This window comes from Streptomyces huasconensis, from assembly GCF_021028635.1.
GTDB lineage: Bacteria > Actinomycetota > Actinomycetes > Streptomycetales > Streptomycetaceae > Streptomyces > Streptomyces huasconensis.
In genome coordinates, this window is record NZ_CP086119.1 from 1,179,033 (window position 1) to 1,204,327 (window position 25,295).

Annotated in this window: 21 protein-coding genes and 1 riboswitch; of the genes, 9 read left to right on the forward strand and 12 right to left on the reverse strand. The window is 72.5% G+C overall.

Annotated features, from left to right (window positions below; translation table 11 throughout):
* Positions 1–161 precede the first annotated feature (161 nt).
* A complete protein-coding gene (locus tag J2N69_RS05225) occupies positions 162–1,640 on the forward strand; it encodes a M1 family metallopeptidase (RefSeq protein WP_230899689.1) in 1,479 nt (492 codons plus the stop codon).
* Positions 1,641–1,687: 47 nt separating this feature from the next.
* Here J2N69_RS05225 and J2N69_RS05230 read toward each other — a convergent pair whose 3' ends face one another.
* The gene (locus J2N69_RS05230; RefSeq protein WP_230899690.1) at positions 1,688–3,088 is read right to left on the reverse strand and encodes a peptidase C39 family protein; all 1,401 of its coding nucleotides are present in this window, start codon (positions 3,086–3,088) and stop codon (positions 1,688–1,690) included.
* A gap of 242 nt (positions 3,089–3,330) precedes the next feature.
* On the opposite strand from J2N69_RS05230, the gene J2N69_RS05235 reads away from it, so the two are divergent.
* On the forward strand, positions 3,331–3,996 hold the full coding sequence (locus J2N69_RS05235; protein WP_230899691.1) for a uridine kinase family protein: 666 nt from the start codon (positions 3,331–3,333) through the stop codon (positions 3,994–3,996).
* Between the two features lie 447 nt (positions 3,997–4,443).
* Positions 4,444–6,336 carry an AAA family ATPase gene (locus J2N69_RS05240; RefSeq protein WP_230899692.1) on the forward strand — a complete coding sequence of 631 codons (1,893 nt, stop codon included), beginning with the start codon at positions 4,444–4,446 and terminating at the stop codon, positions 6,334–6,336.
* Between the two features lie 30 nt (positions 6,337–6,366).
* Here J2N69_RS05240 and J2N69_RS05245 read toward each other — a convergent pair whose 3' ends face one another.
* The 10 genes from J2N69_RS05245 to ribD all read right to left on the reverse strand — a co-directional run bounded on the left by J2N69_RS05245 (position 6,367) and on the right by ribD (position 14,859).
* A complete protein-coding gene (locus J2N69_RS05245) occupies positions 6,367–7,455 on the reverse strand; it encodes a hemolysin family protein (RefSeq protein ID WP_230899693.1) in 1,089 nt (362 codons plus the stop codon).
* Positions 7,452–8,795 (reverse strand): hemolysin family protein, encoded by a 1,344-nt coding sequence (locus tag J2N69_RS05250; protein WP_230899694.1) that lies wholly within the window; start codon positions 8,793–8,795, stop codon positions 7,452–7,454. The genes J2N69_RS05245 and J2N69_RS05250 overlap by 4 nt, the downstream gene beginning before the upstream one ends.
* A gap of 198 nt (positions 8,796–8,993) precedes the next feature.
* Complete coding sequence (locus J2N69_RS05255) at positions 8,994–9,443, reverse strand: PH domain-containing protein (RefSeq protein ID WP_391942549.1); 450 nt, start codon at positions 9,441–9,443, stop codon at positions 8,994–8,996.
* A gap of 20 nt (positions 9,444–9,463) precedes the next feature.
* On the reverse strand, positions 9,464–10,312 hold the full coding sequence (gene hisG / locus J2N69_RS05260) for an ATP phosphoribosyltransferase (RefSeq protein WP_230899695.1): 849 nt from the start codon (positions 10,310–10,312) through the stop codon (positions 9,464–9,466).
* Positions 10,313–10,367: 55 nt separating this feature from the next.
* Positions 10,368–10,640 carry a phosphoribosyl-ATP diphosphatase gene (locus J2N69_RS05265; protein WP_033275136.1) on the reverse strand — a complete coding sequence of 91 codons (273 nt, stop codon included), beginning with the start codon at positions 10,638–10,640 and terminating at the stop codon, positions 10,368–10,370.
* A 35-nt stretch (positions 10,641–10,675) separates the two neighbouring features.
* A complete protein-coding gene (gene ribH, locus J2N69_RS05270) occupies positions 10,676–11,161 on the reverse strand; it encodes a 6,7-dimethyl-8-ribityllumazine synthase (RefSeq protein WP_127908985.1) in 486 nt (161 codons plus the stop codon).
* Positions 11,162–11,212: 51 nt separating this feature from the next.
* Positions 11,213–12,511 carry a bifunctional 3,4-dihydroxy-2-butanone-4-phosphate synthase/GTP cyclohydrolase II gene (locus tag J2N69_RS05275; RefSeq protein WP_230899696.1) on the reverse strand — a complete coding sequence of 433 codons (1,299 nt, stop codon included), beginning with the start codon at positions 12,509–12,511 and terminating at the stop codon, positions 11,213–11,215.
* Positions 12,508–13,107 (reverse strand): nicotinamide mononucleotide transporter family protein, encoded by a 600-nt coding sequence (locus J2N69_RS05280; protein ID WP_205039169.1) that lies wholly within the window; start codon positions 13,105–13,107, stop codon positions 12,508–12,510. Before J2N69_RS05280 ends, J2N69_RS05275 begins: the two co-directional genes overlap by 4 nt.
* A 44-nt stretch (positions 13,108–13,151) precedes the next feature.
* The gene (locus tag J2N69_RS05285) at positions 13,152–13,766 is read right to left on the reverse strand and encodes a riboflavin synthase (RefSeq protein ID WP_230899697.1); all 615 of its coding nucleotides are present in this window, start codon (positions 13,764–13,766) and stop codon (positions 13,152–13,154) included.
* Position 13,767: 1 nt separating this feature from the next.
* Positions 13,768–14,859 (reverse strand): bifunctional diaminohydroxyphosphoribosylaminopyrimidine deaminase/5-amino-6-(5-phosphoribosylamino)uracil reductase RibD, encoded by a 1,092-nt coding sequence (gene ribD / locus J2N69_RS05290; RefSeq protein ID WP_230904589.1) that lies wholly within the window; start codon positions 14,857–14,859, stop codon positions 13,768–13,770.
* Positions 14,860–15,078: 219 nt separating this feature from the next.
* Positions 15,079–15,209: riboswitch (FMN riboswitch) on the reverse strand.
* A 312-nt stretch (positions 15,210–15,521) separates the two neighbouring features.
* On the opposite strand from ribD, the gene J2N69_RS05295 reads away from it, so the two are divergent.
* Positions 15,522–17,885 (forward strand): chitinase C-terminal domain-containing protein, encoded by a 2,364-nt coding sequence (locus J2N69_RS05295; protein WP_408056673.1) that lies wholly within the window; start codon positions 15,522–15,524, stop codon positions 17,883–17,885.
* A gap of 48 nt (positions 17,886–17,933) precedes the next feature.
* On the opposite strand, the gene J2N69_RS05300 is transcribed toward J2N69_RS05295, so the two are convergent.
* Positions 17,934–19,094, reverse strand: a complete 1,161-nt coding sequence (locus tag J2N69_RS05300) for an ROK family transcriptional regulator (protein WP_230899698.1) — start codon at positions 19,092–19,094, stop codon at positions 17,934–17,936.
* Positions 19,095–19,229: 135 nt separating this feature from the next.
* Between J2N69_RS05300 and J2N69_RS05305 the strand changes: the two genes are divergently transcribed.
* The 5 genes from J2N69_RS05305 (at position 19,230) to J2N69_RS05325 (ending at position 25,269) form a co-directional block, all read left to right on the forward strand.
* Positions 19,230–20,438, forward strand: coding sequence for an MFS transporter (locus J2N69_RS05305; protein WP_230899699.1), 1,209 nt, complete (start codon positions 19,230–19,232; stop codon positions 20,436–20,438).
* Positions 20,439–20,544: 106 nt separating this feature from the next.
* Positions 20,545–21,951, forward strand: coding sequence for a uracil-xanthine permease family protein (locus J2N69_RS05310; protein ID WP_230899700.1), 1,407 nt, complete (start codon positions 20,545–20,547; stop codon positions 21,949–21,951).
* Between the two features lie 257 nt (positions 21,952–22,208).
* Entirely contained in the window at positions 22,209–23,438 is a 1,230-nt protein-coding gene (locus J2N69_RS05315) for a Cmx/CmrA family chloramphenicol efflux MFS transporter (RefSeq protein WP_230899701.1), read from the forward strand.
* Positions 23,439–23,583: 145 nt separating this feature from the next.
* Positions 23,584–24,288 (forward strand): DUF5995 family protein, encoded by a 705-nt coding sequence (locus J2N69_RS05320; RefSeq protein ID WP_230899702.1) that lies wholly within the window; start codon positions 23,584–23,586, stop codon positions 24,286–24,288.
* Positions 24,289–24,339: 51 nt separating this feature from the next.
* A complete protein-coding gene (locus J2N69_RS05325) occupies positions 24,340–25,269 on the forward strand; it encodes an LLM class F420-dependent oxidoreductase (protein ID WP_230899703.1) in 930 nt (309 codons plus the stop codon).
* The last annotated feature ends 26 nt before the right edge of the window (positions 25,270–25,295 follow it).

Sequence of the window (25,295 nt, forward strand, 5' to 3'; positions counted from 1 at the left end):
TTCTTCTGGCAGTGGTGTCCCCCCATGGAACCCCTCCACCATGCCAGCAGAAAACCTGTGGGGGGACGAGAGCTTGGTCACGCCACAACTCGGCCGGACCGCCGTGCGTCTAGGACGGGACACGACGCACGTCCGCGCAGCATCCGACCGAGAGGTTCCCGATGAGCACGAACCGGACGACCCGCCGCGGAGCACGGCTCGCCCTCGCGGCCGCGATCACCGTGGCGGCCGCCCTCACCGCGCCGCCCTCGCAGGCCGCCCCCGCCACGGACGGCAGGCCGTCGCCGGGCGCGCCCGGCCTCGGCGACCCGCTGTTCCCGCTGGACGGGAACGGCGGGTACCGGGTGGACCGCTACTACCTGGACTTCGACTGGCAGGCGCCGAAGACGCCCTTCGATGCGGCGACGACCATCAGGGCCACGTCCACCCAGGCCCTCTCCCGCTTCAACCTGGACTTCGCGGGCAACACCCTGCACGCCGTGACGGTCGACGGCGCCAAGGCGGGCGCGTCCCGCGAGGGCGACGAGCTGACCGTGACCCCCAAGGCGCCGATCCGCAAGGGCAGTTCGTTCACGGTCAAGGTCACGTACACCGCCGACCCGGCCCAGACACGGCACCGGGACGACGCGATCGAGGACTACGGCTGGATACCGACGCCGGACGGCACGGTGGTCTACCCCCAGCCGAACGGCGCCCGCATGATCTTCCCCTCCGACGACCACCCCAGCCGGCGCGCGCCGGTCACCTTCCGTATCAGCACACCGGCCGACCGCACCGCCGTGGCCAACGGCAAGCTGGTCTCGCGCGTGGAGGTCCCCGGCGGCCGGGTGCGCTGGACGTACGACTCCGAGCAGCCGCTCTCCACGCAGCTGGTGCAGCTGGCCGTCGGGAAGTTCCGGCTCGTCGAGAGCGAGGGCCCCGGCGGGCTCCCGCTGCGGGACGTCGTCCCGGAGGCGCTGGTCGAGCCGACCGCGGAGTACCGCGGGCTCACCCCCGACCACCTGGCGTGGCTGGAGGAGCGGCTCGGCCCCTACCCCTTCCACCGCTACGGCGTCCTGGTCGGCGACACCGACCTCGGTGTGGCCCTGGAGACCCAGACGCTCTCCCTCGTCCCCAAGGCGGACCTGCTCGGCACGAAGGTCGACGCCGAGCGGAACCTGGTGCACGAGCTGACCCACCAGTGGTTCGGGAACAGCGTGGCGCTGGAGAGCTGGTCCGACCTGTGGGTGAGCGAGGGGCACGCCCGCTTCTACGAACGTCTGTACTCCGAGGCCCACGGCGGCGACAGCCTCGAGGCCGCGATGAAGACCGCGTACGCCGCCCATGACCAGTGGCGCAAGGACTTCGGCGCCCCCGCCGAGCCGACCGAGCCGAACCTCTTCAAGCGCATGCGCTACGACGGCTCCGCGCTCGTGCTGTACGCGCTGCGCGAGCGGGTCGGCGACGCGACGTTCCAGAGGATCGAGCGGGCCTGGGTGAGCGGCTTCCAGGGGCGCACGGCGAGCACGCGGGACTTCGTCGACCTGGCGTCACAGGTCGCGGGCGAGGACCTGGAGGGGTTCCTGCGGCCCTGGCTGTACGGGGCGAAGACGCCGCCGATGCCGGGGCACCCGGACTGGGTGGTGGACCCGGTGACGTGAGGCTCACCGGGGGTGCGGGGCGGGGTGCCCCGCACCCCCGGCGTCCGTCAGCGGATGCCGACCGCCGCGAGGGCCTGCCGCTGGGCCGCGGTGAGCTTCACCGGGAAGTACAGGTAGCAGACGCCGCCCGAGCCGGAGACGACCTTGCCGGTGGAGTTGTAGCGCTTGGTCCGCAGCCAGATGTTCTCGAATTCACGCCGCTTGTAGACACGGCGCACCGCCTCGTTGGTCGGTGAGGCCGGATCGTTGGCGATCACGTCGCCGTCCGCCGTGAAGCCGATGACCGTCATCAGGTGGCCGGCCGTGCCGTACCCGGCGCCCGTCAGCTCCTCCTTGAGGAAGGACTGGGACGTGATGGCGGGGACACCGGCGGCGATCAGCTGCTCCAGCTCGGTGAGCGTGGCGAGGCGGGTGACGACGCCCTGGAGGTCGGTGTACGTCGCCGCGTACGCCGCGTTGAAGGGCCAGTTCCCGCAGCCCTTGTACTGGTAGTCGAACGTCTGGCGGGCCGCGTGGCACACCTGCGGGTCGGCGTACGACGGGTCCACCCAGGCGAGGTCCTCGGGCTTCGGCTTGCGCCCCCAGTACTCGATGATCATCTGTGAGGAGGTGGGGCTGCACCAGGCCTCGCCGCCGTTGTCGTACTCGGGGTACTGGCCGATGTGGATCTCCTGCGAGTAGCGCGGGACCGTCAGCTCCTTGGCGGGGCCCGGCTCGGAGGCGGGGACCGTGAAGCGGTCGGGGACCGCCGAGGCCATCGCGCCGAGCCGCCAGACCGTGGGGGTCGTAGTGGCGCCCGGCGTGCGGTACAGCGTCAGGCGCAGCCGGTAGGAGACGACGCGCGGACCGGCCGCCGCGTCGTTCAGGGCGAGCGTGTCCGTCCAGACCGTCGACTTGCCGTCGGTTTGGTCGTCGACCGAGGTCCGCCGGATGTCGGCCTCCTTGTCGTCACCGGCGGTCCAGCGGCCCATGACGAACCAGGGGCTCTTCGTGCCGTCGGCGTACGTGCCCGTCAGCTCGACCTGGAGCCAGGTCCCGGCGGGCGTGTGGGCGTTCCAGGAGGCGATGAGTTCCGTCGCGGGGACGGTGGAGCGGTGCGTGGGCGAGGTCCAGCGCGCGTACTCCCAGGTGGCGGTCCTGCCGGTGTGCGGGTCGGCGTAGTCGGTGCGGCCCGCGGGCCTCGCGATGCGCAGGCCGGGGCGGCCCGCGGCGACGACCGCGGTGCCCTCGGCGGTGCCGGTGCGCCAGTCCTCGTACGAGGTCCAGAAGCGGTTGTCCACGAAGCGGTCCGCGCGCGGCGCGCGGCGCCCTCGGGCCTGGCCGCCCGCGGCCGGGGCGGGGCTCGTGGCCGCCGCGACGGCGGCCAGGGCGGCGGCCGTGGCGAGCACGGATCTGCGGGACAGGTCATGGCCCCGGGCGGGGCGGTCAGCTCGGTCAGCTCGGTCCATCAGGGGACCCCCAGTCGACGTGGTCTCCGGCCGGAGCCGGAAGGGTCGGTACAGGTGCGCGGAGGCGTTCCGGTGCACCGAAGTGGTCGGCCGCACGGAAGTGGGGCAACTATGGCCGGTCCCGGCCGGCTTCTGCCAGCACTTCGGACACCCTCGCGCGCACCAATATTGGCCTCAACCAATGGCATGACCTGGGACGGCGCGCGGAACACCTGCTTCCGCGCGCCGTAGGCTTGCCGGTGATGACCCCCGACCCGCGCGCCCCGCGCACCCCACCGACCTCGCTGCCCGCGCTCGCGGCCGCCCTGCGCGGCCTGCCGCCCTCGTGCGGACCCGTCCGGCTGATCGCCGTGGACGGGCACGCGGGCTCGGGGAAGTCGACGTTCGCGCGACGCCTGGCCGAGGCGCTCGGCGGCGCGCCGGTCCTGCGGCTCGACGACATCGCGAGCCACGACCAGCTGTTCGACTGGACGGAGCGGCTGCGGGGGCAGGTCCTCGACCCGCTCTCCCGCGGCGAGACGGCGCGCTACGCCGCGTACGACTGGCACGAGCGGCGCTTCGGCCCCGCCGAACATCCCCTGCCGCCGGCGCCCGTGGTGCTCGTCGAGGGCGTGGGCGCGGGCCGCCGCGCGCTGCGCGGACACCTCGCCGCCGTGCTGTGGATGGACGTGCCGCGCGAGGCGGCGTGGCAGCGGGGGCGGCGCAGGGACGGGGCGGCCCAGCGGGACTTCTGGGACGGCTGGGAACCCGCGGAGCTGCGGCACTTCACCGAGGACCCGTCCCGGCCCTTCGCCGACCTCCTGGTACGACAGTGCCCCGAGGGATACGAGGTGCTGCGGGGGCCCAGTGGGGCGCCGACCGGAACCCAAGTCGTCACCCACGGTGAGGGCTCGTCGGCGGTCCGCTGAACCTCCGGAAAACGGCTTCCCGTTGGCCAGGCGACTTTTCACGAGTGCCCCAACTCCGCTTGACCCAGGGGCCATACAGGACTTACGTTCTGATGGTGCGGCCTCGTGAGGCCGCCCGCAGACGCGAAGCCCCCGGTTGTTCCCCCGTGATCGGGGGCTTCGTTCTGCCCTCAAGGGCCCGTTCCCCGACCGCTCCGAGCCGCCGTCCGCTCACCCTCGGTCACCGTCGGCCCGGCTCCCCCGACGGCCCTTCTCGGCCGATCCGGCAGTGCGGCACCCTACGGCCGACCGCTCCCCCGCAGGTACGATGCCTATCGGTGCGCCTTTTCCGGACGGATGCTCTGCGCGCCGAGACAACTCCCGTCCGCAGCACGGCGGTTCAGTGAAGTGGCCGACGGGCACCGGCCCGCTGGTACGCACACGGGGGCACGGTTTGTGGGGGACGTGATGGACTTCGACGCGGTGGGCTCACCCGCCCCGGCCGACCTCGCCTGGCTGAGGGGCGTCGACGCCTACACGATGGGCGCCTATCCGCAGGCCGAGGAGGAGTTCCGCGCCGCGGTGCGGATGGATGCCGGCATGGCCGACGCCTGGCTCGGGCTGCACGCGCTGCGCGTCGACACGACGACGGCGCTCCTGCGGATGTTCCAGCACCGGACCCGGTTCGGGGAGCAGCGGGTCCGGCACGCGCGCACGCTCAACTCCTGGTACTGGCTGGGGTGGTGGGTCCAGCCCGTCCTGGAGAGCACGCGCGACCTGCTGCTCGCGCACGCCTCGCACTGGCTCGACGGCCGCCATGTCCCGGAGCTGGACCGGGCGCTCGCCGGCCTGCCGCCCGTCGACGCGGACCCGCAGGTGCGGTTCCTGCACGCCTGCCGGGCCTACCTGGTCAAGGACTGGGAGCAGCTGGTGCGGCACACCGACCCGCTCGTCGACGACCCGATGCTGGGCATCGAGGCCGGGCTCTTCGGAGGCATGGCCCGGGTGCGCCTGGAGATGTACGGCCAGGCGGAGCCGCTGCTGTCCGCCGCCCTGATGCGGTGCCGCAGCGAGCAGCCCCAGCGCAAGGAGCTGCGGTACTGGCTGGCCCGCGCGCACGAGGGCACCGGGCGCTCGGCGGCGGCGCTGCCCCTGTACCGCGCGGTGCACCGGGTCGACGCCTCCTTCATGGACACCTCGGCACGGCTCGCGGCGATCGCCGAGGGCGACGGCTACGACGAAGCGGCCGACCTCGCCACCGCGATCACTCTGGCGGGCGGGGGCCAGGACGCGCTGGAGGGGCCCGACGGCATCGACGTGCTCTTCGGCACCGAGGGCCGTGACGTGAAGGTCACCGGCCTTGAGCCGCCGCCGGGCGGGCCGCCGCCCGCGCAGAGCGGCGCTTCCGAGGCCGACGCCGTCCGCGAGAAGGCCGTCATCCCGGTCAAGCCGGGGGCCGCGCAGCGGCCGCCGGGGCCCACCGACCCCGCCCTCCTGGAGGCCGCGCTCGCCGAACTGGAGGGCATGGTCGGCCTGGAGCCGGTGAAGCGCCAGGTCAAGGCGCTCTCCGCGCAGCTGAACATGGCCCGCCTGCGGGCCGCGCAGGGCCTGCCCGTGCAGCCGCCGAAACGACACTTCGTCTTCTCCGGCCCCTCGGGCACCGGCAAGACCACCGTGGCCCGCATCCTCGGCCGCGTCTTCTACGCCCTCGGGCTGCTCGGCGGCGACCACCTGGTGGAGGCGCAGCGCGCCGACCTCGTCGGGGAGTACCTCGGCCAGACCGCCGTGAAGGCCAACGAACTGATCGACTCGGCCATCGGCGGCGTCCTCTTCGTCGACGAGGCGTATTCGCTGTCCAACTCCGGTTACGGCAAGGGTGACGCGTACGGCGACGAGGCGCTCCAGGTGCTCCTGAAGCGGGCCGAGGACAACCGCGACCACCTCGTGGTGATCCTCGCCGGCTATCCGGAGGGCATGGACCGGCTGCTCGCCGCCAACCCGGGCCTGTCCTCGCGGTTCACGACGCGGGTCGACTTCCCCTCGTACCGCCCTCTGGAGCTGACGGCGATCGGTGAGGTGCTGGCCGCCGAGAACGGCGACGTGTGGGACGAGGAGGCCGTGGAGGAGCTGCGCTCCATCAGCGGGCACGTCGTCGACCAGGGCTGGATCGACGAGCTGGGCAACGGCCGCTTCCTGCGCACGCTCTACGAGAAGAGCTGCGCCTACCGTGACCTGCGGCTCTCCTGCTACCCGGGCGAGCCGGACCGCGAGGACCTGTCGACGCTGCGGCTCCCGGATCTCATGCAGGCGTACGGAGAGGTGCTCTCGGGGCGCGGGCCGCAGGACACGCCGGGCTGCTGAGCCCCGGCGCGCCCCGCCGCCCGCCCGCCGTCACCCGACGAGGGCGCCGTCCAGGTGCTCGTGGCCGCCCGTGGTCTCCCGCGCTCTGCGGGGCACCGCCACGCGGTGCGCCGGGTCGCGGACCTCGCCGACCAGGAGTTCGAGTACGTCCTCCAGGGCGACCAGGCCGAGCACCCTGCCCGAGGCGTCGGCGACCTGCGCCAGATGGGTCGCGGCGCGCCGCATCACGGTCAGGACGTCGTCGAGCGGCAGCTCCGCCCGCAGCGTCGTCATCGGGCGCCAGACCTGCTGGGGCACGGCCCGGTCGGTCTCCTCCAGGTCCAGTACGTCCTTGACGTGGAGGTAGCCCATGAAGGCGCCGTTCTCCGCGCGGACCGGGAAGCGGGAGAAGCCGGTGCGCCCGGTCAGCTCGACGACCTGCGCCGGGGTGACCGAGGCGCCCACCGTCACCAGGGAGGCGGGGTCGAGGAGGACGTCCGTCACCGGGCGCGAGCCCAGCTCCAGGGCGTCCTCCAGGCGCTCCTGCTCCTCGGGGTCGAGCAGGCCCGCCTGGCCGGAGTCCTCCACGAGGCGGTTGAGCTGTTCGCTGGTGAAGACCGCCTCGACCTCGTCCTTGGGCTCCACCCCGAAGAGCTTGAGGACGACGTGGGCGCACGCCCCGAGCGCCACCGTCACCGGCCGGCACAGCCGGGCGAAGGCGACCAGGCCCGGGCTGAACCAGAGCGCGGTCTTCTCAGGGGCTGCCATCGCGAGGTTCTTCGGGACCATCTCGCCGATGACGAGGTGCAGGAAGACGACGACGGCGAGCGCGATCACGTAGCCGAGGGGGTGGATCACACCCTCGGGCAGGTGGACCGCGTGGAAGAGCGGCTCCAGAAGATGGGCCACGGTCGGCTCGGCGACGGCGCCGAGCGTCAGCGAGCAGACGGTGATGCCGAATTGGGCGGCCGCCATCATCTGCGGCAGGTGTTCGAGCCCGTACAGGACCTGGCGGGCCCGCTTGGTGTCCAGGGGCTCGATCTGGCTGCGGCGTACGGACACGAGGGCGAACTCGGCGCCGACGAAGAAGCCGTTGGCGAGCACCAGCAGGAGGGCGAAGAGCAGTTGGAGCAGACTCATCGGCCCGCCTCCGCGAGCGCGGGGGTGTCGGCCGTCCTGGCGATCCTGACCCGCTCGGCGCGGTTGTGTCCGACCTGGCGCACCGAGAGCCGCCAGCCGGGCAGTTCCGCCCGGTCGCCGGGGGCCGGGATGCGGCCGAGGAGGTCGGCGACGAGGCCCGCCACGGTCTCGTAGGGCCCTTCGGGTACGTCGAGTCCTATGCGCCGCAGCGTGTCGACGCGGCAGCTGCCGTCGGCGTCCCAGGCGGGCCTGCCGTCCTCGGGCGGCACGGGGCACAGCTCGGGCACGTCGAGGAGGTCGTGCTCGTCGCGCACTTCGCCGACGAGTTCCTCGACGATGTCCTCCAGGGTGACCACCCCGGCGGTGCCGCCGTACTCGTCGACGACGACGGCCATGGGCTGCTCGCTGCGCAGGCGCGCCAGGAGCGGCTGCACGGGCAGCGTCTCGGGGACGAGGAGCGGGGCCTGGGCGATGCGGCTCACCGGGGTGCGCAGCCGGTCGGTGGCGGGCACCGCGAGGGCGTCCTTGAGGTGCACCACGCCGACGACCTCGTCGATCCGCTCGCGGTAGACCGGGAAGCGGGACAGGCCGGTGGCGCGCGTCAGGTTCACCACGTCCTCGGCGGTCGCCGAGGACTGCAGGGCGCTGACCTTCACGCGCGGCGTCATGACGTGCTGCGCGGTCAGCTCGCCGAGGGAGAGGGTGGACAGGGTCCGGACGAACAGGTCGGCGGTGCCCTGCTCCAGGGCACCGGCCTGCGCCGAGTGCCGGGCCAGGGAGACCAGTTCGCCGGGGGTGCGGGCCGAGGCCAGCTCCTCGGCGGGCTCGACGCCGAGGGCGCGCACCAGCCGGTTGGCCACGGCGTTCAGGAGGGCGATCACGGGGCGGAAGAGGCGCGCGAAGACGTGCTGCGGGCCCGCGACGAACCGCGCGACCTGGAGCGGCCTGGAGACCGCCCAGTTCTTGGGCACCAGTTCACCGATGACCATCTGCACGGCGGAGGCGAGCAGCATGCCGACCATCACGGAGACACCGCCGACGGCACCGTCGGGGACGCCGATCGCCGTGAACGGGCCCGCGAGCAGGTGCGCGAGGGCCGGTTCGGCGAGCATGCCGACGACGAGCGAGGTGAGGGTGATGCCGAGCTGGGTGCCGGAGAGCTGGAAGGACAGCTCCTTGAGGGCGGCGACCACCGTGCGGGCCCGGCGGTCGCCGTCGGCCGCGGCCTTCTCCGCGTCGGGCCGCTCGACGGTGACGAGGCCGAATTCGGCCGCCACGAAGAAGCCGTTGGCGAGAATGAGCAGGAATGCCGCCCCGAGAAGCAGCAGGGGGACTGTCATGCCGCCGCCTCTCCGGTCGTGCCGGTCCCGGTCTGTCGGGAGAGGGCGGCGCAGGTACTACAGGACGATCCGTCCATCGCCGGAGGGAGTCACTCCTCGGATAGCAGGAGCCCCTGGGGGCCGGGCGGGCCCGTCAGGGGCGGGGCGGCACACCGGGCGCGCCCCGCCCCCAGATTAATCAAGACGCGACGCGGAACGTCAGTCCCCTTGCGGCGTACGGGCGTCCACGAGGGCACGGAGGGCCTTGGCGTCGGCGACGGCCTGCTCCCGTGCGATGCCCGGCTGGATGCCGAGAGCGGCCAGGCTGGTGCCGTCGCTGAGGTTGAGGAAGACCCAGGGGTCGCCGGGGCGCAGGGTGACCTGGACGATCTCGGCCCAGGCCAGGCGGCGGCTGCTCGCGATGTTGACGACGGTGACCCCGGAGTCGTCCGCGACGACCTTCGGCCTGCTGAGCAGCATGAGCACGCCGAGGAGCAGGGCGCCGGTGAAGATGAAGCTGGTCCGCTCCCCCGGGCTGAGCGTGGGCAGCAGGAGGGAGATCACGGTGAGGACGACGAACATCGCCGCGCCCGCGCCGAGCAGCACCGCCCTGGTCCGCTTCGGCCGGAACGTGACGGGGAGAGCGGGGAGAGCGGGAAGTTCGGACACGAGCGGGTCCTTCTGCCGGTTCAGAGACGACATGCGTGGATGGCGGTGGTGAGGATGGCCCGCGCCCCGAGGGCGTACAGGTCGTCCATGACGCGCTGCGCCTCCTTGGCGGGGACCATGGAGCGGACGGCCACCCAGCCTTCGTTGTGCAGCGGGGAGATCGTCGGCGATTCGAGGCCCGGGGTGAGCGCGACGGCCCGCTCCAGGTGCTCGGCACGGCAGTCGTAGTCCATCATCACGTACGACCGGGCGACCAGGACGCCCTGGAGGCGGCGCAGGAACTGCTGGACTTTCTCGTCGTCGCCGTCGGCGCCGGTGCGCCGGATGACGACCGCCTCGGACTTCATGATCGGCTCGCCGAAGACCTCCAGGCCCGCGTTGCGCAGGGAGGTGCCGGTCTCCACGACGTCCGCGATGACCTGGGCGACGCCCAGCTCGATGGCGGTCTCCACGGCTCCGTCGAGGTGGACGACGGAGGCGGCGACGCCGTGGTCGGCGAGGTGCTTGGCGACGATGCCCTCGTAGGACGTGGCGACGGTCTTGCCCGCGAGGTCCTCGATGCCGGTGGCCGTGCCCGGCTTGGCGGCGAAGCGGAAGGTGGAGCGGGCGAAGCCGAGCGGAAGGATCACCTCGGCGTCGGCGCCGGAGTCGACCAGCAGGTCCTGGCCGGTGATGCCGATGTCCAGCTTGCCGCCCGAGACGTAGATCGCGATGTCCTTGGGCCGGAGGTAGAAGAACTCGACCTCGTTCTCGGGGTCGACGAGGACGAGTTCCTTGGACTCCTTGCGCTGCTGGTAACCGGCCTCATGGAGCATCGCCGACGCAGGTCCGGACAGTGAACCCTTGTTGGGGACGGCGATGCGCAGCATGAGGCGGGCTTCCTTCGTGTGATGGGGTGTGGAGCTGGTTCGGCTGGTGTACGGCTCAGAGGTGGGCGTAGACGTCGTCGAGGGAGATGCCGCGGGCGACCATCATCACCTGGACGTGGTAGAGCAGCTGCGAGATCTCCTCGGCGGCTGCTTCCTTGCCCTCGTACTCGGCGGCCATCCAGACTTCGGCGGCCTCCTCGACGACCTTCTTGCCGATGGCATGGACGCCCTTGTCGACCAGCTCGGCGGTGCGGGAGGTCGTGGGGTCGCCGTGGGCGGCCTTGTGCTGGAGCTCGGTGAAGAGCTCCTCGAAAGTCTTCTTGGACATGATGCCGTTCACTCTACGCGCCCGCCCGGACCCGCTCAGCGCCAGGGCTCGGAGACGGTACGGAGCGTGGTGGCGGTGGCCACGGCCGCGGTGACCGCTTCGTGCCCCTTGTCCTCGCTGGAGCCCTCGATGCCCGCGCGGTCCAGGGCCTGCTCCTCGGTGTCGCAGGTCAGCACGCCGAAGCCGACCGGGACGCCGGTGTCGACGGAGACCTGGGTGAGGCCCTGCGTGACGCCCTGGCACACGTACTCGAAGTGCGGGGTGCCGCCGCGGATGACGACGCCGAGCGCCACGATCGCGTCGTAGCCGCGTCCGGCGAGGACCTTCGCGACGACCGGCAGCTCGAAGCTGCCCGGCACGCGCAGGACGGTCGGCTCGCTGATGCCGAGTTCGTTCAGGGCGCGCAGGGCGCCGTCGACGAGGCCGTCCATGACCTTCTGGTGCCACTGCGCGGCGATCACCGCGACCCGCAGGTCTCCGCAGTTCTTCACGCTCAGTTCGGGTGCGCCCTTGCCGCTCACGCGCTTCTCCTTCGGTTCTCGGATTCGGTTCCCGATGACGGGGGTGGGTGGTTACTGGTTGCCGCAGGCGGAGACACCGGGGGCGTCCAGCCAGGGCAGGTCGTGGCCCATCCGGTCCCGCTTGGTGCGCAGGTAGCGGAGGTTGTGCTCGCCGGCCGTGACGGGCATCGGCTCGCGGGCGGTGACCTTCAGGCCGTGCCGCAGGACGGCGTCGACCTTGTCGGGGTTGTTGGTCATCAGCCGTACGCCCCGCACGCCGAGGTCGTCCAGGATGCGGGCGCCCGCGCCGTAGTCGCGGGCGTCGGCGGGCAGGCCGAGTTCGAGGTTGGCGTCGAGGGTGTCGCTGCCGCGCTCCTGGAGTTCGTACGCCCGCAGTTTGGAGAGCAGGCCGATGCCGCGCCCCTCGTGGCCGCGGAGGTAGACGACGACGCCGCGGCCCTCCTCGGTGATGCGCCGCATGGACGCCTCCAGCTGGGGTCCGCAGTCGCAGCGCAGTGAGTGGAAGACGTCGCCGGTGAGGCACTCGGAGTGCAGCCGGGCGAGGACGTCCTCGCCCTCGCCGATGTCGCCGTGGACGAGGGCGACGTGTTCGACGCCGTCGACGGTGGAGCGGTAGCCGTACGCGGTGAAGTCGCCGAAGGCGGTGGGCAGCCTGACCTCGGCCTCGCGGCGGACGGTGGGCTCCGAGGAGCGGCGGTAGGCGATCAGGTCCTCGATGGAGATGATCGTCAGGCCGTGCTTGCGGGCGAAGGGGATCAGCTCCGGCAGGCGGAGCATCTTGCCGTCCTCGCCCGCGATCTCCACGATGGCGCCGGCGGGGCGCAGGCCCGCGAGACGGGCGAGGTCGACGGCGGCCTCGGTGTGGCCGTTGCGGGCGAGGACGCCGCCGGAGCGGGCGCGCAGCGGGAAGATGTGCCCGGGGCGCACGAAGTCGTCGGCCGTGGCCGCGCCGCCCGCGAGGAGCCGCAGGGTGGTGGCGCGGTCGTCGGCGGAGATGCCGGTGGTGACGCCGTGCGCGGCGGAGGCGTCGACGGAGACGGTGAAGGCCGTGCTCATCGACTCGGTGTTGTTCTCGACCATCTGCGGCAGCCGCAGCCGGTCGAGTTCCTCTGCCTCCATGGGGGCGCAGATCAGGCCGCGGCACTCGCTCATCATGAAGGCGACGATCTCGGGGGTCGCCTTCTCGGCGGCGATGACGAGGTCGCCCTCGTTCTCGCGGTCCTCGTCGTCGACGACCACGACGGGCCGGCCGGCCGCGATGTCGCGGACGGCCTGCTCCACCGGGTCGAGGGAGAGGTCCGAAGTGTCCTCGTTGAGGGCGGTGCTGTACCAGACAGGTGCCGTTGTCATGCCGGGGCTCCTTCCATGACGGGCTGAGAGGCCGCCGCGCGGGAGCGCAGCCACCAGTCGCGCATGCCCCACAGGACGAGGGCGAGGTAGACGACGTAGACGAGGCCGGAGAAGGCCAGGCCGCTGCTGAAGGCGAGCGGCACGCCGACCACGTCGACGAGCAGCCAGGCGAACCAGAACTCGACGAGGCCGCGGGCCTGGGCGACCATCGCGGCGAGCGTGCCGACGAAGATGTAGGCGTCCGGCCAGGGGTTCCAGGACAGCGAGGGGACGGCGGTGAACAGCGCGCCGACCGCGAGCGTGCCGACGGCGGTGCCCGCGAGGAGGACGCCCCGCTCCTTCCAGGTCGCGAAGCGGATGGCGATGGAGCCGTCCTGCGCCTGCTGCCTGCCGCGGGTCCACAGCCGCCAGCCCCACAGCGCGACGCCGATGACGAGGAGCTGCTTGCCGACGCCGCCGGACAGCTGTGCGGAGGCGTACGCGGCGACGAGGATGACGCCGGAGAGGAGCTGGGCGGGCCAGGTCCATATCGAGCGCCGCCAGCCGAGGGCGAGGGCGATGAGGCCGACGGTGTTGCCGATCATGTCGGACCACATGATGTGCTGGTCGAAGGCTGTGAACGCCTCGGAGTTGAGCCAGTTCACTTGGTGGCCTCCTGCTGCTGGACGCGGTCGCCGAGGAGGCGCTCCACGTACTTGGCGATGATGTCGACCTCGAGGTTGACCGGGTCGCCGGGCTGCTTGATGCCGAGCGTGGTCAGCGCGAGGGTGGTGGGGATGAGGCTGACGGTGAAGAAGTCGGGGCCCGCGTCGACCACGGTGAGGCTGACGCCGTCGACCGTGATGGAACCCTTCTCCACGACGTAGCGGGAGAGTTCGGCCGGGAGGGAGACCTTGACGATCTCCCAGTTCTCGGAGGGCTCGCGGGCGACGATCGTGCCGGTTCCGTCGACGTGGCCCTGCACGATGTGTCCGCCGAGCCGCGCGCCGACCGAGGTGGGGCGCTCCAGGTTGACGCGGGAGCCGACCGTGAGCGCGCCGAGGCTGGAGCGCTTGAGGGTCTCGGCCATCACGTCGGCGGTGAACTCGTCGCCCTCGTGCTCCACGACCGTCAGACACACGCCGTTGACGGCGATGGAGTCGCCGTGCTTGGCGCCCTCGGTGACGACGGGGCCGCGCAGGCGGAACCGGGAGGCGTCGGGGAGGTTCTCGACGGCGGTGATCTCGCCCAGCTCTTCGACGATTCCGGTGAACACTTCAGTGCTCCTTCGTTACGAGGGTCGCGGTGACGCGCAGATCGGGTCCGAGGCGGACGGTCTCGCTCACGTCGAGCCGCAACGCTTCGGTGATGGTCGTGATTCCGCCACCGGCCAGGGCGGCGGGGCCCGCGCCCAGCAGGACGGGGGCGAGGTAGCCGATGACGCGGTCGACGGCACCGGCGGCGACGAAGGCCCCGGCGAGCGTGGGACCGCCTTCGAGGAGGACGGAACGCACGCCACGCGCGTGCAGCACGGCGAGCAGGGTTGGAATGTCCAACCCGCCCTCCGCGGCGCGCGGCAGCCGGACGGTCTGCACGCCGTCGCCGTCGCCCTCGCCTTCGTACGCGGGTGTCGCGTCGTCGGCGACGGCGATCAGGGTCGGGGCCGCGTCGTCCAGGACGCGGGCGCCGGGCGTGACGGCGGTGCCGTTCGTGTCGACGACGACCCGCAGGGGCTGCACGGCGGCTGCTTCCGTGTCTGCGACGACGCGCGCGGCGAGGTGCGGGTCGTCGGCGCGCTGGGTGCCGGAGCCGACGACGACGGCGTCGCACTCGGCGCGCAGCCGGTGCACGTCGGCGCGGGACTCGGCGGAGGTGATCCAGCGGCTGGTGCCGTCGGCGGCGGCGATGCGGCCGTCGAGCGTGGCGGCGTACTTCCAGGTGACGTGGGGGCGGCCGAGCCGCACGGAGGTGAGCCAGGCGGCGTTCCCCTCGGCGGCCTCCGCCTCCAGGAGTCCCTGCTCGACGGAGATCCCGGCCGTGCGCAAGGTCTGCGCGCCCCCGGTCGCGTCCGGATTGGGGTCGGCGACGGCGTAGACCACGCGGGCGATCCCGGCGTCGATGAGGGCCTGCGCGCACGGACCGGTGCGGCCGGTGTGGTTGCAGGGCTCCAGGGTGACGAGGGCGGTGCCGCCCCGTGCCTTGTCGCCCGCCGCGCGCAGGGCGTGCACTTCGGCGTGCGGACCCCCGGCCCGCTGGTGCCAGCCCTCGCCGACGGCCTCGCCGGACGCGTCGAGGACGACGCAGCCGACGACGGGGTTGGGGCTGGTGGAGCCGAGTCCGCGCGCGGCGAGTGTGACGGCGCGCCGCATGGCGGCTGCTTCGGCTGCGGCGGTGGCCACCGGGTCCTCCTGCCTCTTCGGGCACGGACTCCGGGGCTGTCGATGGCGAACGCCATGGACGGACGACGGACGACGACATCGGGAGCGACGCCGACGCCGAAGGACACCTGTCCCCGGGAGATCCCAGGAACCACTCCTGGCCTGAGCCAGGAACAAGCCACTACGACGGCGTGCAAGGATGCCCGCCCGCCGCGCACTGCCTCCCATCCGGACTTTCACCGTCGGTCCAGGAATTTCACCTGGTCAACCGGCCGCTGGAGGCGGCCGGGTCGCGGACTGTAACCGCCGGTTCGGAATTACACCGACCCCGGAGTGCGCTGCTTCTGGTACGTGGTCAGTCTGCCACGTCTGATCGACGGCCAGGCGGGCGGTCGACTGTGGGCTGGCTCACAGCAACGGCGGATGGCTCATATCAGCGGCGGGTGGCTCGCAACCAGGCGACGGCAGGCGATCTTCCGTTCAACAACTTGGTCCGTACCTATTGACCGACTGGTCTAGTCCTCTTAACGTCTGCGTCACCTCCGAGGAACCGGAGCCGACGGTGTGCGCACACCGGGCCCCGGAACGCCCCACCTTCGCACCGGCTGTGCCGTCCCGCCCCGTCCGCGCTCCACACCGCTCTGGAGGCCCCCTTGCCGTCCCTCGACCGCGCAAGATCCACCTTGTTCGCGTCCGGCGCCGCCGTCGCCGGAATGCTGCTCGACCTCGTCTCCGGCGGCGTCTCGCACGCCGCCGACGAGGCGTCCGCCCGCGACGCGTCCGCCGACCACGCGGCCTGTCGCCCCGACGGCCTCTACAAGACGCCCGGCGTGGACGTCCCCTACTGCTCCGCCTACGACAGCGCGGGCCGCGAGAAGATGGGCGCCGACCACCAGCGGCGCGTCATCGGCTACTTCACGGGCTGGCGCACCGGCAAGAACGGCGAGCCCGCCTACCTCGCCCCGGACATCCCCTGGGACAAGGTCACCCACATCAACTACGCCTTCGCGCACGTCGACAAGGACAACAAGGTCTCCGTCGGCTCCGACGGCGAGAAGAACCCCGCCACCGGCATGACGTGGCCGGGCGTCGCGGGCGCCGAGATGGACCCGGCGCTGCCCTACAAGGGCCACTTCAACCTGCTGAACAAGTTCAAGAAGCAGCACCCGGACGTCAAGACGCTGATCTCGGTGGGCGGTTGGGCCGAGACGGGCGGCTACTTCGGTGACGACGGCAAGCGCGTCGGCTCGGGCGGCTTCTACTCGATGGCCACCAACGCCGACGGCTCGGTGAACCAGGCGGGCATCAACACCTTCGCCGACTCCGCGGTCGCCTTCATCAAGAAGTACGGCTTCAACGGCGTCGACATCGACTACGAGTACCCGACGTCGATGAAGGACGCGGGCCACCCGGCCGACTTCCCGATCTCCAACGCCCGGCGCGGCGGCCTGGTCAAGGGCTACGCGGCGCTGATGAAGGCCCTGCGCGAGAAGCTCGACAGGGCGGGCGCGGCCGACGGCAAGCACTACATGCTGACCGTGGCGGCCCCCTCGTCCGGGTATCTGCTGCGCGGCATGGAGACCTTCCAGGTCCAGAAGTACCTGGACTACGTCAACATCATGTCGTACGACCTGCACGGCGCCTGGAACGAGTACGTCGGTCCGAACGCCTCCCTCTTCGACGACGGCAAGGACGCCGAGCTGGCGGCCGCGGGTGTCTACGGCAGCCAGCAGTACGGCGGCATCGGCTATCTGAACACCGACTGGGCCTACCACTACTTCCGCGGCTCGATGCCCGCCGGACGCATCAACATCGGCCTGCCGTACTACACGCGCGGCCACAAGAACGTGCAGGGCGGCACCGACGGGCTGTGGGGCAAGGCGGCGGCGAGCAGCTGTCCGGCCGGGTCCGGGCTGACCAAGTGCGGTGACGGCGCGGTCGGCATCGACAACCTCTGGCACGACAAGGACGACAACGGCAAGGAGTCCCCGGCGGGCTCCAACCCGATGTGGCACGCCAAGAACCTGGAGAAGGGCATCGTCGGCGACTACGTCACCAAGTACGGCTTCCCCGCCGACACCAAGCTGACCGGCACCTACGCCCGCAAGTACAGCTCCACGCTGGTCGCGCCCTGGCTGTGGAACGCGGACAAGAAGGTCTTCCTGTCGACGGAGGACGAGGAGTCGGTGGCGAAGAAGGCCGACTACGTGGTCGACCGGGGCATCGGCGGCACGATGGTCTGGGAGATGGCGGGCGACTACGACTGGAACGCCGCCAAGGGCCAGTACGAGATGGGCGACACGCTCACCTCTTTGATGCACGACAAGTTCAAGACCGCCAAGCCCTACGGCGCGAAGGTCGCGAACAAGGAGATGCCCACCAAGGCCGTGGACATCGGTGTGGAGTTCGGCGACTTCAAGCTCGGCGACTCCAACTACCCGATCACGCCCAAGGTGAAGATCACCAACAACACGAAGACGGCGCTGCCGGGCGGCACCGAGTTCCAGTTCGACTACTCCACCTCGGCGCCGGGCAACGCCTCCGACCAGTCCGGCTTCGGTACGAAGGTGATCAGCAGCGACCACACGGGCAGCAATGTCGGCGGCCTGAAGGGTGACTTCCACCGGGTCTCGCTGAAGCTCCCGGCCTGGCAGTCACTGGCACCCGGCGCGTCCGTGGACCTCTCCTTCAACTACTACCTGCCGGTGTCCACCCCGTGGAACTGGACGGTGAACATCAGCGGCACCACGTACGCGCTCGCCGGTGACCTGGCGCGCGGCACCACGGTCGTCGAGCCGGGCCCGGGCACCGGGCCGACGGACCCGCCGGGGCCGACCGACCCGCCCACGCCGCCCGGCACGTGCACGGCGCCCGCGTGGAACTCCTCGGCCGAGTACGGCTCCGGGGCGACCGTCTCCCACAAGTCCCGCACCTGGAAGGCCAAGTGGTGGACGAAGGGCGAGGAGCCCGGCGCCGGCGGCCAGTGGGGGGTGTGGCAGGACCTCGGCGCCTGCTGACGCCTGCCGACCGCTTCCCTCCTGACTTCGGCCCGCCGTCCCGCTGCTTCAGCAGCCGGGCGGCGGGCCGAACAGGTCGTCCTGGGCCGCGTCCATGGCGGCGAGCAGCGCGCCGCGTGACACCGCCGGGCCGCCGAGCGCGCTCGCGCGGACCTCCGTGCGCAGCGGTGACATGGCGGTGACGCGCTGCTCGACGCGGGCGGCGAGCGCGGCGCCGCCCGCGCGGCCCACCTCGCCGCCGAGCACGACGCACCCGGGGTCGAGGATCGCGGCCATCGCGGCGGCACCGATGGCCACGCGGTCGGCGACGGCGTCCAGGAAGGCGTCCTCCCGCGCCTGGACCGCGTGCCGCACCAGATCGGCCGCGGACCTGCCCGGCGCCCCGAGGCCGTGCTCGGCGCCGAGCGCGTGGAGGGCCGCGGCGCAGGCCAGCGAGTGGAAGCCGCCCTCGCAGCCGGTGGCGGACGGCAGGGAGCCCGTGCCCGGCACCGGCAGGAAGCCGATCTCCCCGGTACCGCCGGAAGCGCCCCTGCGCAGCACGCCGTCGAGTACGACAGCCGCTCCCACCCCCTCGCCGAGCCAGAGCAGCACGAACGTCTCCCGGTCGCGCGCGGCGCCGTCCCGCTGTTCGGCGCGGGCCGCGAGGTTGGTCTCGTTCTCCACCAGGACGCGCGCGCCGAGCCGCTCCTGGAGGGCGCCGGCGAGAGCGCGGTGCCAGGCGGGCAGCGAGGTGGTGTCGTGCAGGTCGCCGGTGGCCGGGTCAATGAGGCCCGGCGCGCCGATGCCGACGGTGTGCAGCCGCTGGGCGCCGCCCTCGCGCGCGGTGCCCTCGACGAGGGTGAGGGCGCTCTCCACCGCGGTCGCGGTGTCGCCGCCGATGGGCGCGGACGCCTCGGCGAGCACCGCGCCGAGCAGGTCGGTCACGACGACGGAGACGCTGTCGGTGCGTACGTCGAGCGCGGCGAGGTGGGCCCGGTCGGCGACGATGCCGTAGAGCCGGGCGTTCGGTCCGCGCCGCCGGGCCCCCGCCTCACCGACGACGGCGACGAGCCCGGACCCCTGGAGGCGTTCGACGAGGTCGGCCACGGAGGGCCGGGAGAGGCCGGTGAGCTGCTTCAGCTGATTCGCGGTCAGGGGTCCTTCGCTCTGCAGGAGGCCCAGCGCGAGCCGGTCATTGATGGCCCGGGCGGTACTGGGTGAGGCAGGCATGCCGGGAATCCTTCCACAACGGCCTTCTATTTATCAGGCAGGGTTCCTGATAGTTTACGCGCCGTATCGGAGCACACCCGCGTCGTGCGGGGCACACCCGCGCTGACGAGAGCCACCTCGGGAGGGGCGGACGGAATGAGTGAAGTGGTCTACGACAAGAGCCGGCTGCGGCGCGCGCGGATCGCCGTGGCCGCCGTCTTCTGTGTCCACGGCGCCGTCACCGGCTCCTTCGCGACCCGCGTGCCGTGGATTCAGGAGCACGCCTCGGTCAGCGCGGGCATGCTCGGCCTCGCGCTCGCCTTCCCCGCGATCGGCGCCTCCGTCGCGATGCCGCTCGCGAGCCGGATCAGCCACCGCTTCGGCGCCCGCAACGCGCTGCGCGGACTCCTCACGCTGTGGACGCTCTCCCTGATCCTGCCCTCGCTCGCGCCGAACCTGCTCACGCTCTGCGCGGCCCTCTTCGTGTACGGGGCGACGTCCGGCATGTCGGACGTGGCGATGAACGCGCTCGGCGTCGAGACCGAGACCCGCATGAAGAAGTCGATCATGTCGGGCCTGCACGGCATGTGGAGCGTCGGCGCCCTGATCGGCTCCGCCGCCGGCACCGTCGCCGCCCACCTGGGCTCGGACGCCCGGCTGCACCACGCGCTGGCCGCCGCGGCGCTCACCGCGCTCGGCCTCGCCGCCTGCCAGGGCGTGCTCGACCTCCAGGCCACGCCGGAGGAGGAGGTGCCGCCGCGGTTCTCGCTGCCGCCCAAGTCGGCGCTGCTCATCGGTGCCGTCGGCTTCTGCGCGGTCTTCGCGGAGGGCGCCAGCCTGGACTGGTCGGCGGTCTATCTGCGGGACGTCCTGGACTCCTCGGCCGGTGTCGCCGCCGCGTCCACCACCGGCTTCACGCTCACCATGGCCGTGGCGCGGCTCGCGGGCGACGCGGTGGTGAACCGGTTCGGCGCGGTGCGCACGGTGCGGGTCGGCGGGGTGCTCGCGGCGCTCGGCGGGCTGCTGGTGGTGCTCGCCTCCCACCCCGTCATGGCCATGGGCGGCTTCGCGCTGCTCGGTCTCGGCATCGCCGTCGTGGTGCCGCTGGCGTTCGCCGCGGCGGGGCGCAGCGGCCCGAACCCCAGCCAGGCCATCGCGGGCGTCGCCACCATCACGTACACCTCCGGCCTGATCGCGCCGTCGGCGATCGGGACGCTGGCGGACGCGACGAGCCTGGTGACCTCCTTCGGCCTGGTGACGCTGCTCGCGTTCGGTCTCGCGGTCTTCGCGGGGGTGCTGCGGACGAACGGCCGCAAGGCGGCGCGGCCGCAGAGCCCGCGGCCGACCGAGGAGAGGTCGCGCTGACGCGGGCCGAAGGCGTACTGATGTCGCATTAACATGGCGTCGATCAATTCGGGCCACGCGCAGTCAGAAACCGGCCCGGCCCGGCGCACAGAAAGCGACACTCACCATGGACCTCGGCGTGCGCTGGAAACTCCACGGCGACGGCCGCACCCCCGCCCCCGGCGCGGTCGTCCGCCCCGACGAGCGCCTCTCGTGGCCGCGGACGTTCGGGCTCGGGGCGCAGCACGTCGTGGCCATGTTCGGCGCGTCTTTCGTCGCGCCCGTTTTGATGGGTCTTGACCCGAATCTCGCCATCATGATGTCGGGTGTCGCGACCGTCATCTTCCTGCTCGCCACGCGCGGCCGGGTGCCGAGCTACCTGGGCTGCTCGCTCTCCTTCGTGGGCGTGGCCGCGGTGATCCGCGCGCAGGGCGGCTCCAGCGCGACGGTCACCGGCGCCGTCTTCGTCGTCGGCGCCGCGCTGTTCCTGGTGGGCCTCGCGGTGCAGAAGTTCGGGGCGCGGGTCATCCACGCCGCGATGCCGCCGATCGTGACCGGCGCGGTCGTCATGCTGATCGGCTTCAATCTGGCGCCGGTCACCGCGTCGACGTACTGGCCGCAGGACCAGTGGACGGCGCTGCTCGTGATGCTGTTCACCGGGCTGGCCGTGGTGTGCCTGCGCGGCTTCTGGTCACGCATCGCGATCTTCCTCGGCCTCATCTTCGGCTACGGCGTCTCCTGGGTCTTCGACCAGGTCTTCGGCAAGATCCACTCGGCGGATGGCTCCGGCAAGGTCGTCGACCACTGGCGCCTCGACCTGTCCGCCGTCGGCAAGGCCGACTGGATCGGGCTGCCCTCCTTCCACGCCCCGAGCTTCGAGTGGTCGGCGATCCTCGTGGCGCTGCCCGTCGTCATCGCGCTGGTCGCGGAGAACGCGGGCCACGTCAAGGCCGTCGGCGAGATGACCGGCGACGACCTCGACGACAGGCTCGGCACGGCGATCTCCGCCGACGGCGCCGCCTCCATGCTCTCCACGGCGGTCGGCGGCCCGCCCAACACGACGTACTCCGAGAACATCGGCGTGATGGCGGCCACCCGCGTCTACTCCACGGCCGCGTACTGGGCGGCGGCCTGCTTCGCGCTGCTGTTCGGGCTCTGCCCCAAGTTCGGCGCGGTCGTCGCGGCGATCCCCGGCGGTGTGCTCGGCGGCATCACCGTCATCCTGTACGGCATGATCGGCCTGCTCGGCGCGCAGATCTGGATCAACGCCAAGGTGGACCTGCGCAACCCGCTGAACCTGGTCCCCGCCGCCGCGGGCATCATCATCGGCGTCGGCGGCGTCTCGCTGAAGTTCACCGACAACTTCGAGCTGAGCGGCATCGCCCTCGGCACGATCGTCGTCATCACCGGCTATCACGTGCTGCGCGCGTTCGCCCCGCCGCACCTCAAGACCCAGGAACCGCTGCTGGACGCGGGGACGTCGACGTACGACGAGAAGAGCGCGAGCGGGAGCCGGGACGACAGCGCCCGGTAAACCGGTGGACGGGGCGCGCACGGTCTGACTACCGTGCGCACCATGTCCAGCCCCGAGTCCGACAGACTCCCGCCACCGGTCGTCCGGTGGCTTCCCGCGCCGTCGCACTGACGCCCTCGTCGCCGTGTTACTGACGCCTCCGTCGCCTTGGCGCGACCGTCACGCGCCGCCTTCCGCGCGCTCGTCCAGCCACCGGATCACCGCTCCCGTGTCCTGATCGTTTCGTTCGATCCACACCGTGGTTGCGGAGTTTCGCTGTGCCCTTTGCCCTCTACCTGCTCGGGCTCGCCGTCTTCGCGCAAGGCACCTCCGAGTTCATGCTCTCCGGCCTGGTGCCGGACATCGCCCGGGACCTGGGTGTCTCCATCCCGTCCGCGGGCCATCTCACCTCCGCCTTCGCCGTGGGCATGGTCGTCGGCGCGCCGCTGATGGCCCTGCTGAGCCGCCGCTTCTCGCGGCGGCGCGCGCTGTCGGCCTTCCTGGTGACCTTCCTGCTGGTCCATGTCGTCGGCGCGCTCACCACGAGCTTCGCGGTGCTGCTCGTGACGCGCGTGGCCGGCGCCCTCGCCAACGCCGGTTTCCTCGCGGTCGCGCTGGTGACCGCCGCGGGCATGGTCGAACCGAACGCCAAGGGGCGCGCCACCTCGGTGCTGCTCGGCGGCGTGACCGCGGCCTGTGTCGCGGGGGTGCCCGCGGGGGCGGTGCTCGGCGAGGTGTGGGGGTGGCGTTCGGCGTTCTGGGCCGTGGCCCTGGTCTCCGTGCCCGCCGTCCTCGCGATCGCACGGGCCGTGCCGGGCGGGGCCGCCGGGACTGCTGGGGCAGCCGGGGCGCCGGATGTCGCTGGGCCGAGCGCCCTCGGCGAGCTGCGCGCGCTGCGCGGTCCCCGGCTGCTGCTCACCCTGCTGCTGGGCGCGCTGGTGAACGGCGCGACGTTCTGTACGTTCACCTACCTGGCGCCGCTGGTCACGGAGGTCACCGGGCTCGGCTCGGGCTGGGTGCCGGTGGTGCTCGCGCTCTTCGGCATCGGTTCGTTCGTCGGCGTCGGCCTGGGCGGCCGAGCCGCCGACGCGCGGCCCGTGCCGCTGCTGGTGTGCGGGTCGCTCGCGCTGCTCACCGGCTGGGTCCTGTGCGCGGTGACCGCCGGGTCCCCCGTGACGGTACTCGTCCTGGTGCTCGTCCAGGGGGCGTTGTCGTTCGCCGTCGGCTCCACCTTGATCACACAGGCCCTCTACGCGGCGACGGACGCGCCCACCCTGTCCGGCGGCTTCGCCACGGCCGCGTTCAACGTGGGCGGCGCGCTCGGCCCCTGGTGCGGCGGCCTCGCGATCTCCGCGGGGCTCGGCTACCGCTCCCCGCTGTGGGTGAGCGCGCTGCTCGTGGCGGCGGCCACGGCCATCGGGGTCGTGGCGCTCGGCCTGAGCCGACGCGGGCGCCCGGAGGCGGTGGCCGTGGCGGTGGCGCGGTCGGGCGGTGACCCGTCGGCGTAGGGGACGACGGCGGTGGTGACGGCGGCGACGGTGACGGCGGCGGCTTGCGGTCGAGCCAGGTGGGCCGTCACCCCGTGTCCCTCGTTTCGGGGAAGCGGCCGGTGCGCCCGCGTTCCGGCCGGGCCGGGGCTGCGACCCTGCCCCCATGGCGCAGTTGGAGCGGTTCGCAGAGTCCAGGGCCCCCGGGCGCGGGGTCGACGGCGTGGTGGCGCGGATGCGCGCGCTCGGTGACGACTTGCCGCCGCGCGACGGGGTGGCCGTCTTCAACCGGATCTATCTCTCGGTCACCGAGGAGGTCGGCCGCCACCTCGGCCTCGGCGCCTTCCCGGACGTACCGGCGGCGACCACGCTGGGCGTCCGGTTCGCCGAGCGCTATCTCGCGGCCGTCGACGCGGCGGCCGAAGAGCGTCGGCCGCCCGCCTGCTGGCGCCCGCTGTTCCAGTACCGGCACCATCCCGGCCTCCATCCGCTGCAGTTCGCCCTGGCGGGCATCAACGCGCACATCGGACACGATCTGGCGCTCGCCCTCGTCGACACCTGCCGTGCGCTCCGCTGCGAACCGGCCGATCTGGAGGACGAGTTCGACGGCGTGGGCGACATCCTCGTCACCCTGGAGGAGCGCATCCGCGAAGAGCTGATGCCCGGCCCCGACCTCCTCCAGATCGGTGATCCGCTGACCCATCTGGCCGGTTCCTGGAGCCTGGAACGGGCCCGCGACGGCGCGTGGGGGACGGCCCGCGCCCTGTGGGCCCTGCGCGAACTGCCGGGCGTGGCACAGGAGTTCAGGGAGCGGCTGGACGGGGCGGTGGGGCTGGTGGGCCGCATCCTGCTGACGCCCCTGCCGGACTGACCGTCGTCGCTGTACGTTGCGTCGACGGCCCCGACGCGAAGGAGCACAGGCATGGCGACCCGACTGGGACTGAGCCTCCCGCAGGGCAGGCAGTACGACATCGGACGCGACGTCCCGGCGGTGGCCCGGGCCGCCGAGGACATCGGCTACGCGAGCCTGTGGGTCTTCGAACGCGTCCTGTACCCCGACCCCGCGACGCAGGGCCTGTACGGCATCCCGGGCCGGGCCTGGCCCGATCACTACCGCTCGGTCGCCGACCCGCTGATCACCCTGGCGCTCGCCGCCTCGGCCACCGAACGGGCCCGGCTCGGCACCAGCGTCCTGATCGCCCCGCTGCACGTGCCCTTCCAGCTCGCCCGCTCCCTGGCGACGCTGGACGCGGCGAGCGGCGGCCGGGTCGTCGCGGGCCTCGGCACGGGCTGGTCCGTGGACGAGTACGCGGCGGCGTCGGTGGCGCCCTTCGCCCGGCGCGGCAAGGTCCTGGACGAGCTGATCGACGTCTGCCGCGCGGTGTGGGGCCCCGACCCGGTGACGTACGAAGGGGAGTTGACGACCATCGCGCCCTCCGCGGTCGGCCCCAAGCCCGCCCGGCCGATCCCGATCCTGCTGCCCGCGAACAGCCCGCGTGCGCTGCGCAGGCTCGTGGACCGGGCCGACGGCTGGATGCCGGTGGGCATGGGAGCCGAGGCCCTCGCCGCGCAGTGGGCCGCGGTGCGGGAGGCGGCCGCCGAGCGGGGCCGTGCGCGGCCCGTCCAGAGCGTGGTGCGGGCCAACGCGCGCTACACGCCGAGGGCCCACGTCGGCGAGGGCCGCGCCCCCTTCCAGGGCGACGCCGCGCAGATCGCCGAGGATCTGGCGGCGCACGCGGCGGTCGGGGTCGAGGAGATCATGCTGGAACTGGCGGCGGGGGCCAGGGACGCCCAGGAGCTCGAGGACGTCGCCGCCGCGGTGTACGAGGCCGCGCGGGCGGCCGGGGTCTGAGGCACCCGGCCGCCCGGCGCCGCCCG